The following is a 13,613-nucleotide window of genomic DNA, read 5'->3' on the forward strand; positions in this document are numbered from 1 at the left end:
AATAGTACAAAAAGTTTTTTACAAAACAAGCGAACGTACGCTAAAAATGCAAAAAATATTTTTTTGTCGTTTTTATTTTTTAGCATATCTTTGATTTATGAATGTAGAAAAGGATTATATCAAGTTGATTTTTGGGTTAAAACTCAAGCAGGCCCGTACCAATAAGAACTTATCTTTATTTGGTTTGGCTAAAATTACAGATCTTTCAAAATCGTACTTAAACGAAATCGAGAAAGGAAAAAAATATCCAAAAACGGATAAGATTATTCTTCTGTCGGAAAAACTGGATGTTTCTTACGATCATATGGTTTCTTTAAAACTGGATAATAATTTGGCGCCTATTGGTGAAATTTTAAAATCGGGTATCTTAAAAGAAATTCCTTTGGAGATTTTCGGAATTCAGGAAAATGATCTTATAGATATTATTGCTAACGCTCCCGCAAAAGTAAATGCGTTTATAAGCACTATTATTGAGATTGCCCAGCATTATAATTTAACTCGCGAGAGTTTTTTCTTAGCTGCCTTGCGATCGTATCAGGAAGCGCATAATAATTATTTTGAAGATTTAGAACAGAAAGTACTGCAATTCTCTAAGGCTTTTCATGTAAATATTGATGCCAAAATTTCCATAGAGGAATTGTCAGCTATACTAATTGAAGAATATGGCTACACTATTCAAGAAATTGTCTTTTCGGAACAAGAAGAATTGGGGGATTTAAGGTCGATATTTGTTCCTAAAAGTAAAACCTTGTTGCTTTCATTGGATATTGATGAGCCTCAAAAAGCATTTATTTTGGCCAAAGAAATCGCTTATAATTACCTTGAAATTACAGAAAGGTTATTCACCTTTAGTTGGATAAAATTTGATAATTTCGATCAGGTTCTTAATAATTTCTATGCTTCTTATTTTGCAGGTGCATTGCTTATTCCTAGACAACAATTGATTGATGAGTTGAATTCATTCTTGTTGAAAACGGATCCAAAGCCACAGGAGATGATTCAGCTGATGGGTAAATTCAATGTTTCACCTGAGTCTTTTTATCAAAGATTGACCAATATTCTACCAAAGGATTTTCAGTTAAAGAATCTCTTCTTCCTGCGATTGTCACATAAAATCGGGGCGGATACATACCAAATAAAAAAAGAATTGCACATTACTAATCAGCAAGAGCCGCACGCTAACGAAATGAACGAGCATTATTGCCGAAGATGGGTATCGATCAAGACGATAGAGAATGCTATGAAACAAAATAAAAGTCACTTTTTTGATGCACAAATTTCTCGCTATGATAACAGCAGTAATGAGTATTTGGTATTTTCTTCAGCAACATTGGATCCGTTTAAAAAAGATTGTTTTAGAAGTATTTCTGTGGGAATATTAATTACGCCCAGTGTGAAGAAAAAATTCAAATTCATTGATAACAAATCCATCCAAAAACAAATTGTAGGGGTTACATGTGAAACTTGTGCTGTTAAAAATTGTCTGGAAAGAGCTTCTCCTCCAATTCAATTGGAGCAGAAAATCCGAAATGAAAATACTGATTTGATAGTGCAGCAGTATATCGCTAAATTTAGTTAATTTTTATTTTCAGGCTCATTGTTTTTTGGTTTTAGCCAAAGTTTTTATCGAGCAGCGTATGTTTGTAACGCCAAAGGAGATTGAGTTAATTCCTATTTCTGATTAAATATTTAGTGAATAAAGATCAATCGGAATTACTAAATCATAATTTTTTAAACATAGAAAGTGTTTTTTTTTTGAACTATTTTATGGATTGTAAAATATAAAACGGTCAAAATTATGGATTCAATAATTTGATCTTAATTATAGGCTACATCCATAAAAACAGAATCCTCAATTTTTCACATTTGTTTAATGGAAACGCTTTGTTTTAGGGCATTAAGCCTTAGTTTTAGAAGCGGTGTTGCTTGGGTGTCTTTAACACTTTAAAATCATTATAAATAAGAGCGAAAAGGTTGTAGTTCATCACTAATTGCTTTATTTTTGTAGAATTTTTAAAAACAAATTATATAAATCTTATGGCAAAATCTGCATTATTGAAATCGTCAATAGCAAAAAAAGTAGCTATGGCACTTTCAGGACTTTTTTTGATGTTGTTTCTAGCACAGCATTTTTTTATCAATATGACATCGGTCTTTAGTGCCGATACATTCAACTCAATATCCCATTTTATGGGAAATAATCCATTAGTTCAATTCGTTATCCAGCCAATTTTAATCTTTGGAGTAGTTTTTCACTTTATTATGGGCTTTGTTTTAGATTTCAAAAACCGCAGCGCCAGACCAATCTCTTACGCAAAGAATAACGGAGCTGCAAATTCTTCTTGGGCTTCAAGAAACATGATTGTTTCAGGTTCAGTTGTTTTGGCTTTCATTGCATTACACTTTTATGATTTTTGGTTTCCTGAAATGGTTTACAAATATGTAGATGTTAATCCATTAAATGAAACTAGATATTTCCATGAATTAGCTGAAAAGTTTGAAAGTCCAGTCCGTACGGCTTTATACAGTATTTCTTTTTTATTATTGTCATTGCACTTATGGCATGGTTTCAATTCCTCTTTTCAATCAGTAGGATTCAACAACAAATATTCAAGATCATTACATAAATTGGGATATGCTTTTGCAATTGTAGTTCCTTTTGGTTTTATTTTCATTGCATTATTTCATCATTTTAATCATTAATATTAAATTATAAATGGCATTAGATTCAAAAATTCCTAGCGGTCCAATTTCGGACAAATGGACAAATTATAAAGATCATATTAATTTAGTAAACCCGGCTAACAAACGTAATTTAGATATAATTGTCGTTGGTACAGGTTTAGCTGGAGGTTCTGCTGCTGCAACATTGGCAGAATTAGGATATAACGTAAAAGCATTTTGCTTTCAGGATTCACCACGTCGTGCGCACTCTATTGCTGCACAAGGGGGAATCAATGCTGCCAAAAATTATCAAGGTGACGGAGATTCCGTTTTTCGTTTGTTTTATGATACTGTAAAAGGGGGAGATTACCGTGCGCGTGAAGCAAACGTTCACCGTCTTGCTGAAGTGTCAGGAAATATTATTGACCAATGTGTTGCTCAAGGTGTGCCATTAGCACGTGAGTACGGAGGTTTATTAGATAATCGTTCTTTTGGTGGAACATTAGTTTCAAGAACTTTTTATGCAAAAGGTCAGACCGGTCAACAATTATTACTAGGGGCATATTCGGCAATGAACCGCCAGATAGGTCGTGGAAAAATAAAAATGCACAACCGTCACGAAATGCTTGATTTAGTAATCGTAAATGGAAAAGCGAGAGGGATTATCGCTCGTAACTTAGTTACTGGTGAAATAGAAAGACATTCAGCTCATGCAGTTGTTATTGCTTCGGGTGGTTATGGAAATGTATTTTTCCTTTCTACAAATGCAATGGGAAGTAATGCTACTGCAGCTTGGAAAATTCACAAAAAAGGAGCATTCTTCGCAAATCCTTGCTACACACAAATTCACCCAACGTGTATCCCAGTTTCTGGAGATCACCAATCGAAACTGACATTGATGTCAGAATCATTGCGTAATGACGGACGTATCTGGGTTCCAGCAAAACTGGAAGATGCAAAAGCAATTCGTGAAGGTAAAAAGAAACCAACAGATTTATCTGAAGCTGATAGAGATTATTACTTGGAAAGAAGGTATCCAGCTTTTGGAAATTTAGTACCTAGAGATATTGCATCTCGTGCTGCTAAAGAAAGATGTGATGCAGGTTTTGGAGTAAATAAAACAGGTGAAGCTGTTTATTTAGATTTTGCTGCAGCTATCCAAAGATATGGAGTTGACCAAGCTAAAATAAAGCATTTAGATGAAAAAGACGCTGCTCTCGTTATTAAATTAGGGACAGAGGTAGTTGCGAATAAATATGGTAACTTGTTTCAAATGTATGAGAAAATAGTTGATGAAAATCCATATTCAACGCCAATGATGATTTACCCTGCGGTGCATTATACAATGGGTGGAACATGGGTTGATTATAACTTACAAACGACAATTCCAGGATGTTTCTCAATTGGAGAATCTAATTTTTCTGATCACGGAGCAAACAGACTTGGAGCATCAGCATTGATGCAAGGTTTAGCTGATGGATATTTTGTATTGCCATATACGATTGGTGATTATTTATCACCAGACATTAAAATGGGGACCATATCTACAGATTTGCCAGAATTTGCGGCAGCTGAAAAAGCGGTGAAAGAGCAAATCGAAAGATTCATGAACAATAAAGGAACGCATTCTGTTGATTATTTCCATAAGAAATTAGGGAAAATTATGTGGGACAAAGTTGGAATGGCTCGTAACGCAAAAGGATTGAATGAAGCGATTGCAGAAATTGCCGTTTTACGTGATCAATTTTACAAAGAGGTAAAAGTTCCCGGAGATGCAAATGGCTTGAATCAAGAATTAGAAAAAGCGACTCGTGTTGCTGATTTCCTTGAGTTAGGAGAATTGTTCGCTAAAGATGCTTTACATCGTAATGAATCTTGTGGAGGACATTTCCGTGAAGAATACCAAACTGAAGAAGGTGAAGCGCAACGTGACGATGAGAATTTTGCCTACGTAGCTGCATGGGAATACACTGGTAAACCAAGTGAAGCTGTTTTGCATAAAGAGCCGTTGGTATTTGACAACGTGAAATTAGTTCAAAGAAGTTATAAATAATAGTCTAATGTCTAACGTCTTAAAGTCAAATGGCTCAATGTCAATCGACTTTCGACTTTTGACTTTAGGACTTTCAAACTAAAAATATGAAACTTACATTAAAAATATGGCGTCAGAAAAATGCCGCTACAGAAGGAAAAATTGTCGAATATCCGATAGATCATATTGAACCAGACATGTCATTCCTTGAAATGCTTGACATTTTAAATGAAGAATTAATTACGAAAGGGGATGAGCCTGTTGCTTTTGACCACGATTGTCGTGAAGGAATTTGCGGAATGTGTTCTTTGTATATCAACGGCGAAGCTCACGGACCGGACAAAGGTGTTACAACATGTCAATTACACATGAGAATGTTCAAGGATGGCGATACGATTTTTATCGAGCCATTTAGAGCAAAAGCATTTCCAGTAATTAAAGATTTAGTTGTTGATAGAAGTTCTTTTGACAGAATTCAACATGCAGGTGGATTTATATCTGTAAACACATCAGGGAATACAATTGATGCGAATACGATTCCAGTTAACAAGAAAGATGCTGACGATGCATTTGATGCAGCTGCTTGTATTGGTTGTGGCGCTTGTGTTGCGAGTTGTAAAAACTCATCGGCTATGTTATTTGTTGCTGCAAAAGTGTCTCAGTATGCTTTATTGCCACAAGGAAAAATTGAAGCTACAGATAGAGTTCTAAATATGGTTAGCCAAATGGATGCTGAGGGTTTTGGTAACTGTACCAATACTGGAGCTTGTGAAGTAGAATGTCCAAAAGGAATTTCTCTTGAAAACATTGCCAGAATGAACAGAGAATATATGTCAGCAAGCTTGAAAGGATAAAACCTAATAAGTGAAATTATAAACGCATTCAATGTAAAAGTTGAATGCGTTTTTTTTTATCTTTATAAAAATGATTTAAAATGAAAGTTACCCTAATCCAATCGCCTTTAATTTGGGAAAGTCCAAAAGAAAACCGAAACTATTTCGAAGAAAAAATAAATTCAATTTCTGAAAATACGGATCTGATTGTACTTCCTGAAATGTTTACATCGGGTTTTACAATGAATCCAGAGCTCGTAGCGGAAACAATGCAGGGAGAAACGATTAGTTGGCTCAAAGTATTGGCAAAAGCTAAAAAAAGCGCCATTACGGGAAGTGTTGTTATTAAAGAAAATAGTAATTTCTATAACAGGATGTTATTTGTTTTTCCGTCAGGAGAAATTCAGTTTTATGATAAGAAACATTTATTTACTTTAGCAGGGGAAGATAAAGTGTACACCAGCGGAAAGCAGAAAGTTATCGTCAATTATTTAAATTGGAAAATTTGCCTCCAAGTATGTTATGATTTGCGATTTCCTGTATTTTCTCGAAATTCGGAAGATTATGATTTGTTAATTTATGTTGCGAGTTGGCCAAAAATAAGAATAAATGCTTGGGATGCGTTACTTAAAGCGCGTGCCATTGAAAACATGAGTTATGCGATTGGTGTTAATAGAATAGGCGAGGACGATAATGGGTATCAATATACAGGACACTCACAAGTTGTTGATTATCTTGGGGAATATTTAGCTGAACCTAATGAGTCTGAAGCTGTTTTTTCGGTCGAATTAGACAAACAAAAAATGATTTTGACAAGACAAAAATTAGGGTTTCTTAATGATAGAGATAATTTTAAAATATAAGAATAAAATATTTAGGATTACTGATTTTTGATTCCAGCGGATGAAGAAATCTGAAATCAATAATCGTTAATCATAATTCTTAAATCCCTACTTTTTTACCACTTTCTTTTTCGGTTCCGGACTATATGGAATACTTAAATCAAAAATCTGGTTTACATCCCAATTTGCACGAACGTCAATTTCTTTTGAGAAATAAATAACTTCTTCGGCTTGGCGTTTTTCTAAATAATTTCCTGAATCCCATTCCTTATTTTTATTCACATCATAAATGGCTCGCAGAGAATATAAAGCGGGTTCAATTAAATTAAAGTCTATTGTGGTGTTTTTTTCGGAGTATTCAGTGGCTAAAACTTCTCCTTTTTGATTTGTCAATTCAATGATGACGGGAAATTGTTTTACATTTTGTAAAGAAATGCTAAGATTTCCATACTCTGCAGCAGTTTTCGTTATTGCCTTATAAGTCAATGTATCATTTGATTTTTCGAAAAAATCAGTTAATGCACCAGGATTAATTGTAAAAGCATATTCTTCAGAAGGCTCTTTCTTGAAGTCGAAGTATAATTTTTGATTAAATTCGTCGTATTCAGAAGTGAAAGGAACTTCTGTTCCCGCTTTATTGACTAATTTAATTTTTGCATTATCAAATTTAACTAATGGTGTAGCGGTTTCAAAAGCTAATCGATCTCTAAAATTTAAAACGCCATTTTGCATAGCAATAATATTTAGAGTGTCTTTTTTCTGTTCTTTTATTTTAAATGTAAAATCCTCTTGGTACTTGTCCCTGTTAACCATTAAAGCTAATGAATCAGTTTTTAAAGGTTTAAACCATATTTGCAGCGAATCTTTCTTTGGGAAGCGAGTAACAATAGAAGGAAGTATGTCATTTTTATTTTTTAAGATTATTTTAGGTCTTTCATTTACTGAATTTGCTATACCTTCATAACCCATGATTAATCTGTTGCCGGATGCTTGACTTGGCTTGTAAGCTTTAAATTGTAAAACTTCTTTGAATAATTCCAGTTCGTAAACCGTGTCACTTGGTATGGTTATATATTGTTTGTTAAACCCAATTTTGTCTTTTTTTGGATTAAATTTATTGTTGTTGTTGTAATCTTTCATAGCCACGAGAAGATATTTACCTGCTTTTAAATTCTCTAATTTAAAAGTTTTCAAGCTATCGAGTGTGTTGGTGATGTATCTGGGATTATCAGAGTATATTACAGAGTCTTTAAAAGTGTCATTTATCTCATAAAGCATTATAGATACAAATGGTTCTGCTTCTTTGTCATAGGCATCCTTCACTTTTCCATTAAGCGAAAGAGAATCAATGTGGTCGCCAGTTGAGAATACATATTTAAACTGGTTATAAGGGTTTCCTTCATTATTGTCAGAGATACTTTGACCAAAGTTGAAACTGTATGTGGTATTAGGCTGAAGGGTATCTTTTATTTGAATGGTAATAAACTTACTGGCAGTAGTTGGTAAAATCAAAGGCTCCTGTTTCATTGGTGGAGAAATGATCAATTGCTTGTTTAAATTCTTTAATATGATGTTTTCGTCGAAGACCAATTTTATTTCGTTTCCTTTAAAATTGGTGCTAAAATTCTTAGGAAAGCTCATTTTTAGAATGGGTGCAAGCGTATCTTTCGAACCTCCGGTTATGGTTCCTCTTTTTGCACAACCTATCATTACTAAGAGTAATAACAAGGAAATATATCTTAAATTGTTTTTCAACATATCAAATTTGTATTAGAATTACAAAATAACAATTATAATTAATGGAATTGAAACTTTTTAATGTTTTATTGTAGGTATTTGATTGGACTTACTTTTAATATTCGGTATTTTCTTTTTATCTTTTAATGTGTAAATTTACCTCGATATAAAGTTTGTAATGTTAGATAAATAGAAGGATAATGAAAAAAATTGAACACATAGGAATCGCGGTTAAAAATTTAGAAGTTTCGAATTTAATTTTCGAAAAGCTATTGGGTGCTCCCGCCTATAAATTTGAAGACGTAGAAAGTGAAGGGGTAAGTACTTCTTTTTTTTCTGTTGGGCCAAACAAGATAGAACTTTTGGCGGCTACTAATCCGGACAGTCCTATTGCTAAATTTATAGAAAAAAAAGGAGAGGGAATACATCATATTGCTTTTGACGTGGAGGATATCGTATCGGAAATAGTACGTCTGAAAAGTGAGGGCTTTGTTGTTTTGAATGAAGTACCAAAAAAGGGAGCCGATAATAAATTAGTTGCCTTTTTACATCCTAAAAGTACAAATGGTGTTTTGATTGAGTTGTGTCAAGAAATTAAATAATTTAATCGTAAAGTTTAGAAATCTAATAATCAATGGTTTTCTGTTAGATGGTTTTAAATATTGGGGGTAATTGAAAATCTAAGCAAAAAATATTTGGAGCAAACGAAAAATAGTAGTAATATTGCAAACTCTAAACCGGTCCTATAGCTCAGCTGGTTAGAGCACCTGACTCATAATCAGGTGGTCCCTGGTTCGAGCCCAGGTGGGACCACGAAAAACCCTTCAAAATTAGTATTTTGAGGGGTTTCTTTTTTTGAATAGGACTGCATTCAAAATGCATATCTTTGTATAATAAGAAATAGTTTTGGGGAGAAATAGATTTTTTTTGTTAAATTTAATGAAGATTGATAATAAATAGCTATGATTACTTTTTTTAAACGATTGATTTACTATTTTTGGAAATTATGAATATTTTGCCAAACAAATTTTATCTTTTTATTGCCTTCCTGCTTGGGACCTTATGTGCTATTGCAGGTAATGGTGGCCCTCCTACTCCGGGTATTGCAGGTAGGCGCAGGCCACCACCACCACCAGGGCTTCCTATCGATGAAAACATTTCTATACTAATAATAATTGCATTGCTTTTTGGATTTTATGTCATTTACTGTCATAGTTTAAAAACAAAAGCTCCAATTTAAATTGGAGCTTTTGTTTTTATAAGATTGTTTTGTTATTTATTCCCATATAATCGGGAAACATATTTTCCAATTACATCGAACTCAAGATTTATTTTTGTGCCAACTTTAAATGTTTTAAAATTGGTATGCTCGTAAGTATATGGAATAATGGCTACACTAAATTGATTCTTCTCTGAGTTTACGACCGTTAGGCTAACACCGTTTACAGTGATTGAACCTTTTTCAATCGTAATGTTGTTTAGTTTTTCATCGTATTCAAAAGTGTACGACCAGCTTCCGTTGGTTTCTTCGGTAGCAATGCAGGTTCCTGTTTGATCGACATGACCTTGTACGATATGACCGTCAAGTCGGTCTCCAAGCTTCATGGCTCTTTCAAGATTCACACTGTCTCCTGTTTTCCAAGACGATAAATTCGTTTTTTTAATTGTTTCGTCAATAGCCGTTACTGTATAAAGAGTGTCTTTTAAAGCTACAACAGTCAAACAGACTCCATTATGAGCAACACTTTGGTCAATTTTAAGTTCGCTGGTAATAGAAGAATCTATTGTAACGTGAATATTGTCTTTCTCTTTTTTTATTTCTTGGATTACGCCAAGGGTTTCTATTATTCCTGTAAACATTTCTTGTTTTATTTTACTAAATTTGCACTTCAAAATTAGCAATAAATAACGTTAGATCATGATGAAAAAAGCAGAAAATATAATCGTTGGGATTTCAATTGGAGATTTAAACGGTATTGGAAGCGAAGTTGTTTTAAAAACATTCGAAGATTCGCGAATGTTAGAGCTTTGTACGCCGGTTATTTTTGCGAATGTGAAAATAATGTCATTTGTAAAAAAGAGTTTTGAATCAACTTCAATGCTGCATGGAATTGATAAATTGGATCAAATTGTTATAGGGAAAATTAATGTTTTTAATCTTTGGAAAGAAGGCGTTGATTTGAATCCAGGAACAAACGATGAAAAAATTGGGCAATATGCTATAAAATCATTTGTTGCGGCTACTAATGCTTTAAAAGAAGGTGTTGTTGATGTGTTAGTCACTGCGCCTATAAATAAATATAACATCCAGTCGGAAACATTTAAGTTTCCGGGCCATACCGATTATTTAGATCAAGAGCTAGAGGGGAATGCGCTGATGTTAATGGTTCAGGATAATTTAAGAGTCGGACTGTTGACCGACCATATTCCCGTAAGCGAAGTGGCATCAAAACTAACCGAAGAGTTGATTATTAAGAAAATTGAAACGGTAAGGCAATCGTTAATTCAAGATTTCAGTATTAATAAACCTAAAATTGCTGTTTTAGGTTTGAATCCGCATTGTGGTGATGGCGGAGTCATTGGTAAAGAAGATGATTTGGTGATCAAGCCAGCATTGAAAAAATTATTTGAAAAGGGAACATTGGTATTCGGTCCTTTTGCTGCTGATGGTTTTTTTGGTAGTAGCCAATATGAAAAATATGATGCAATTATTGCTGCTTACCATGATCAAGGTTTAATCCCCTTTAAAACATTGTCTTTTGGTAAAGGAGTCAATTATACGGCTGGACTAAATAAAATTAGGACATCTCCTGATCACGGGACTGCTTATGACATTGCAGGAAAAGGCGTAGCAGATTATAATTCGTTTAAAGAAGCAGTTTATCTGGCTATTGATATTTATAATTCTAGAAATCAATATAAGGAAATCAGTGAGAAACCGCTAAAAACAAAAGAAAAACAGTTATAAACAAAAAAAGGTGAATAAGATTATTAGATTTGCAATAATTTTATATCTTTGCACTCCCGAAGTTTAGGGTAAATTGTTGTTGAAATGAGCAAGACAAAAGAATATTTAATTCCTTTCGTAGGATTAAAGCTAGGCAAACACCAATTTGAATTTCAAATTAATAATGCGTTCTTTGAAATCTTTGATTATGATGAATTTCAAAATTCAAATATCAAAGTTAATGTAGTTTTAGAGAAGAAAAGCAACATGCTGGAGTTAAGTTTCAAGCACTCGGGTACTGTAAATGTGCCTTGTGATCTTACCAGCGAAGATTTTGATTTGCCAATAAAAGGTAAGATGAAATTGATAATTCGTTTTGGTGAAACGTATAATAATGACAATGAAGATTTGCTAATTTTACCGTTTGGCGAATTTGAAATAGATGTTTCTCAGTCTATTTATGAAATGGTAGTGCTCTCGGTTCCTCTAAGGCGGGTTCATCCAGGAGTGAAAGATGGAAGTTTAAATACGGAAGCTTTGACAAAACTGAAGGAATTGACAATAAAAGAACAAAAAAAAGAGCATAAAAAAGAAATACAAAAAGAAGAAAATATTGACCCGCGTTGGGACAAATTAAAGCAACTATTAACGGATAAATAATATAGTAAAATGGCGCATCCTAAGAGAAAAATCTCCAAAACAAGAAGAGATAAGAGAAGAACACATTACAAAGCTACTGTAGCACAAATTGCTACTTGCCCAATAACTGGGGAAGCACACTTGTATCACAGAGCCTACTGGCATGAAGGGAAAATGTATTACAGAGGGCAAGTTGTTATAGATAAATCTGTAGCTGTTGCTTAATATGTTTTTGTAAATGATATTAGAACTCTCACTATGTGAGAGTTTTTTTGTTGTCTATAATTTTCGTTAAATAAGAGGTTACAAATCAATGCAAATGAATTTTTTTTTGTAATTTTCAAGTCTTTTAAAAAATTTTCAAGTGGCAACATTTGATAAGAAATAATCGAATACAATGAATACAATTACGGCCGCAATTACCGCTGTTGGAGCCTATGTTCCAGACTTTGTACTTACAAACAAAGTGCTAGAAACAATGGTTGACACAAATGACGAGTGGATCACTTCTCGTACAGGAATAAAAGAAAGAAGAATTCTTAAAGATAAAGATAAAGGAACTTCTTATCTGGCTATAAAAGCAGCACAAGATTTATTAGCTAAGGCAAATATAGATCCTTTAGAAATAGATTTATTGATAATGGCAACAGCTACGCCTGATATGCCTGTAGCATCAACAGGAGTATATGTAGCGACACAAATAGGCGCAACAAATGCATTTGCATACGATTTACAAGCAGCATGTTCCAGTTTTTTATTCGGAATGTCTACTGCTGCGGCTTACATACAATCAGGACGTTATAAAAAAGTACTTTTAATCGGAGCCGACAAAATGTCCTCTATCGTTGATTATACGGACAGGTCTACCTGTATTATTTTTGGGGATGGTGCCGGGGCAGTATTATTTGAACCTAATTACGAAGGATTAGGGCTTCAAGATGAGTATTTACGTAGTGATGGAGTAGGACGCGATTTTTTGAAAATTGACGCCGGTGGATCACTTCATCCTGCCTCTTTTGAAACAGTAAAAGAGAATAGACACAATATTATTCAAGATGGTAAAACTGTTTTCAAATATGCGGTTACTAATATGGCCGATGCGAGTGAGATCATTTTGAAAAATAATAATCTTACTAATGAAGATGTAGATTGGCTAGTTCCTCATCAAGCTAATAAACGTATTATTGATGCTACCGCAAATAGAATGAATTTGGATGACTCAAAAGTTTTAATGAATATTGAAAAATACGGGAATACCACCTCAGCGACTTTACCATTAGTACTCAGCGATTTTGAACATTTATTCAAAAAAGGAGATACAATTATTTTAGCAGCTTTTGGAGGAGGATTTACTTGGGGATCCATTTATTTAAAATGGGCTTACGACAAAAAATAAATTTAAACTAAAAATAAACAATTATGGATTTAAAAGAAATTCAAAATTTAATCAAGTTTGTAGCTAATTCAGGTGTTGCAGAAGTTAAATTGGAAATGGATGATGTTAAAATCACTATTAGAACAACTTTAGAAGGAAATGTAACGGAGACTACGTATGTACAACAAATGCCAAATCATACTCCGCTTCAACAAGCAGTAGCACCGCAACAAATTGTTGCCGCTGCTCCAGTTGCAGAAGTTGCTCCAGTGGTAGAAAATTCTCATTACATCACTATAAAATCTCCAATTATTGGAACTTTCTATAGAAGACCGTCGCCAGACAAACCAATGTTTGTTGAAGTAGGTAAAACCATAGCTAAAGGAGATGTTCTTTGTGTTATTGAGGCTATGAAATTGTTTAATGAAATTGAATCTGAAGTATCTGGTAAAATTGTAAAAATATTGGTTGACGATATGTCGCCAGTAGAATTTGACCAACCTTTATTCTTAGTAGATCCATCATAATCAATTAAGAATTAAAA

14 protein-coding genes and 1 tRNA gene are annotated in these 13,613 nt (G+C 33.6%); 13 read left to right on the forward strand and 2 right to left on the reverse strand.

What is annotated here, in order from left to right; all coding sequences use genetic code 11:
* Positions 1 to 97 precede the first annotated feature (97 nt).
* The 5 genes from ACFX5F_RS00650 to ACFX5F_RS00670 all read left to right on the forward strand — a co-directional run bounded on the left by ACFX5F_RS00650 (position 98) and on the right by ACFX5F_RS00670 (position 6,392).
* Positions 98 to 1,579, forward strand: a complete 1,482-nt coding sequence (locus ACFX5F_RS00650; protein ID WP_379848934.1) for a helix-turn-helix domain-containing protein — start codon at positions 98 to 100, stop codon at positions 1,577 to 1,579.
* 458 nt (positions 1,580 to 2,037) lie between these two features.
* The gene (locus tag ACFX5F_RS00655) at positions 2,038 to 2,703 is read left to right on the forward strand and encodes a succinate dehydrogenase cytochrome b subunit (RefSeq protein ID WP_379848936.1); all 666 of its coding nucleotides are present in this window, start codon (positions 2,038 to 2,040) and stop codon (positions 2,701 to 2,703) included.
* 13 nt (positions 2,704 to 2,716) lie between these two features.
* On the forward strand, positions 2,717 to 4,717 hold the full coding sequence (locus tag ACFX5F_RS00660) for a fumarate reductase/succinate dehydrogenase flavoprotein subunit (protein ID WP_379848938.1): 2,001 nt from the start codon (positions 2,717 to 2,719) through the stop codon (positions 4,715 to 4,717).
* 86 nt (positions 4,718 to 4,803) lie between these two features.
* Positions 4,804 to 5,550 (forward strand): succinate dehydrogenase/fumarate reductase iron-sulfur subunit, encoded by a 747-nt coding sequence (locus ACFX5F_RS00665; protein WP_379848940.1) that lies wholly within the window; start codon positions 4,804 to 4,806, stop codon positions 5,548 to 5,550.
* 80 nt (positions 5,551 to 5,630) lie between these two features.
* A complete protein-coding gene (locus tag ACFX5F_RS00670; protein WP_379848942.1) occupies positions 5,631 to 6,392 on the forward strand; it encodes an amidohydrolase in 762 nt (253 codons plus the stop codon).
* 87 nt (positions 6,393 to 6,479) lie between these two features.
* On the opposite strand, the gene ACFX5F_RS00675 is transcribed toward ACFX5F_RS00670, so the two are convergent.
* A complete protein-coding gene (locus ACFX5F_RS00675; protein WP_379848944.1) occupies positions 6,480 to 8,129 on the reverse strand; it encodes an Ig-like domain-containing domain in 1,650 nt (549 codons plus the stop codon).
* Between the two features lie 179 nt (positions 8,130 to 8,308).
* Here ACFX5F_RS00675 and mce point away from each other — a divergent pair, with 179 nt between their 5' ends.
* The 3 genes from mce to ACFX5F_RS00690 all read left to right on the forward strand — a co-directional run bounded on the left by mce (position 8,309) and on the right by ACFX5F_RS00690 (position 9,348).
* Positions 8,309 to 8,710, forward strand: coding sequence for a methylmalonyl-CoA epimerase (gene mce, locus ACFX5F_RS00680; RefSeq protein ID WP_379848946.1), 402 nt, complete (start codon positions 8,309 to 8,311; stop codon positions 8,708 to 8,710).
* A gap of 137 nt (positions 8,711 to 8,847) precedes the next feature.
* Positions 8,848 to 8,921, forward strand: a tRNA-Ile gene (locus ACFX5F_RS00685).
* Positions 8,922 to 9,114: 193 nt separating this feature from the next.
* Positions 9,115 to 9,348, forward strand: coding sequence for a hypothetical protein (locus ACFX5F_RS00690; RefSeq protein WP_379848948.1), 234 nt, complete (start codon positions 9,115 to 9,117; stop codon positions 9,346 to 9,348).
* Between the two features lie 32 nt (positions 9,349 to 9,380).
* Here the strand turns inward: ACFX5F_RS00690 and ACFX5F_RS00695 are convergent, their stop codons facing one another.
* The gene (locus tag ACFX5F_RS00695) at positions 9,381 to 9,968 is read right to left on the reverse strand and encodes a riboflavin synthase (RefSeq protein ID WP_379848950.1); all 588 of its coding nucleotides are present in this window, start codon (positions 9,966 to 9,968) and stop codon (positions 9,381 to 9,383) included.
* A gap of 58 nt (positions 9,969 to 10,026) precedes the next feature.
* Here ACFX5F_RS00695 and pdxA point away from each other — a divergent pair, with 58 nt between their 5' ends.
* The 5 genes from pdxA (at position 10,027) to accB (ending at position 13,596) form a co-directional block, all read left to right on the forward strand.
* The gene (pdxA, locus tag ACFX5F_RS00700; protein ID WP_379848952.1) at positions 10,027 to 11,076 is read left to right on the forward strand and encodes a 4-hydroxythreonine-4-phosphate dehydrogenase PdxA; all 1,050 of its coding nucleotides are present in this window, start codon (positions 10,027 to 10,029) and stop codon (positions 11,074 to 11,076) included.
* Positions 11,077 to 11,160: 84 nt separating this feature from the next.
* Complete coding sequence (locus ACFX5F_RS00705) at positions 11,161 to 11,715, forward strand: YceD family protein (protein ID WP_379848954.1); 555 nt, start codon at positions 11,161 to 11,163, stop codon at positions 11,713 to 11,715.
* A gap of 9 nt (positions 11,716 to 11,724) precedes the next feature.
* Positions 11,725 to 11,919 (forward strand): 50S ribosomal protein L32, encoded by a 195-nt coding sequence (rpmF, locus tag ACFX5F_RS00710; protein ID WP_007137315.1) that lies wholly within the window; start codon positions 11,725 to 11,727, stop codon positions 11,917 to 11,919.
* Between the two features lie 172 nt (positions 11,920 to 12,091).
* Positions 12,092 to 13,090 (forward strand): beta-ketoacyl-ACP synthase III, encoded by a 999-nt coding sequence (locus ACFX5F_RS00715; protein ID WP_379848956.1) that lies wholly within the window; start codon positions 12,092 to 12,094, stop codon positions 13,088 to 13,090.
* Between the two features lie 23 nt (positions 13,091 to 13,113).
* Complete coding sequence (gene accB, locus ACFX5F_RS00720; RefSeq protein WP_379848958.1) at positions 13,114 to 13,596, forward strand: acetyl-CoA carboxylase biotin carboxyl carrier protein; 483 nt, start codon at positions 13,114 to 13,116, stop codon at positions 13,594 to 13,596.
* Positions 13,597 to 13,613: the final 17 nt, after the last annotated feature.

The sequence above is a fragment of the Flavobacterium zhoui genome (assembly GCF_042787235.1).
GTDB lineage: Bacteria > Bacteroidota > Bacteroidia > Flavobacteriales > Flavobacteriaceae > Flavobacterium > Flavobacterium zhoui.

Excerpts from the sequence above, each read along its gene's own strand:
- ACFX5F_RS00650 (WP_379848934.1), top strand. The coding sequence starts at position 98 with ATGAATGTAGAAAAGGATTATATCAAGTTGATTTTTGGGTTAAAACTC.
- ACFX5F_RS00655 (WP_379848936.1), top strand. The coding sequence starts at position 2,038 with ATGGCAAAATCTGCATTATTGAAATCGTCAATAGCAAAAAAAGTAGCT.
- ACFX5F_RS00660 (WP_379848938.1), top strand. The coding sequence starts at position 2,717 with ATGGCATTAGATTCAAAAATTCCTAGCGGTCCAATTTCGGACAAATGG.
- ACFX5F_RS00665 (WP_379848940.1), top strand. The coding sequence starts at position 4,804 with ATGAAACTTACATTAAAAATATGGCGTCAGAAAAATGCCGCTACAGAA.
- ACFX5F_RS00670 (WP_379848942.1), top strand. The coding sequence starts at position 5,631 with ATGAAAGTTACCCTAATCCAATCGCCTTTAATTTGGGAAAGTCCAAAA.
- ACFX5F_RS00675 (WP_379848944.1), bottom strand. The coding sequence starts at position 8,129 with ATGTTGAAAAACAATTTAAGATATATTTCCTTGTTATTACTCTTAGTA.
- mce (WP_379848946.1), top strand. The coding sequence starts at position 8,309 with ATGAAAAAAATTGAACACATAGGAATCGCGGTTAAAAATTTAGAAGTT.
- ACFX5F_RS00690 (WP_379848948.1), top strand. The coding sequence starts at position 9,115 with ATGAATATTTTGCCAAACAAATTTTATCTTTTTATTGCCTTCCTGCTT.
- ACFX5F_RS00695 (WP_379848950.1), bottom strand. The coding sequence starts at position 9,968 with ATGTTTACAGGAATAATAGAAACCCTTGGCGTAATCCAAGAAATAAAA.
- pdxA (WP_379848952.1), top strand. The coding sequence starts at position 10,027 with ATGATGAAAAAAGCAGAAAATATAATCGTTGGGATTTCAATTGGAGAT.
- ACFX5F_RS00705 (WP_379848954.1), top strand. The coding sequence starts at position 11,161 with ATGAGCAAGACAAAAGAATATTTAATTCCTTTCGTAGGATTAAAGCTA.
- rpmF (WP_007137315.1), top strand. The coding sequence starts at position 11,725 with ATGGCGCATCCTAAGAGAAAAATCTCCAAAACAAGAAGAGATAAGAGA.
- ACFX5F_RS00715 (WP_379848956.1), top strand. The coding sequence starts at position 12,092 with ATGAATACAATTACGGCCGCAATTACCGCTGTTGGAGCCTATGTTCCA.
- accB (WP_379848958.1), top strand. The coding sequence starts at position 13,114 with ATGGATTTAAAAGAAATTCAAAATTTAATCAAGTTTGTAGCTAATTCA.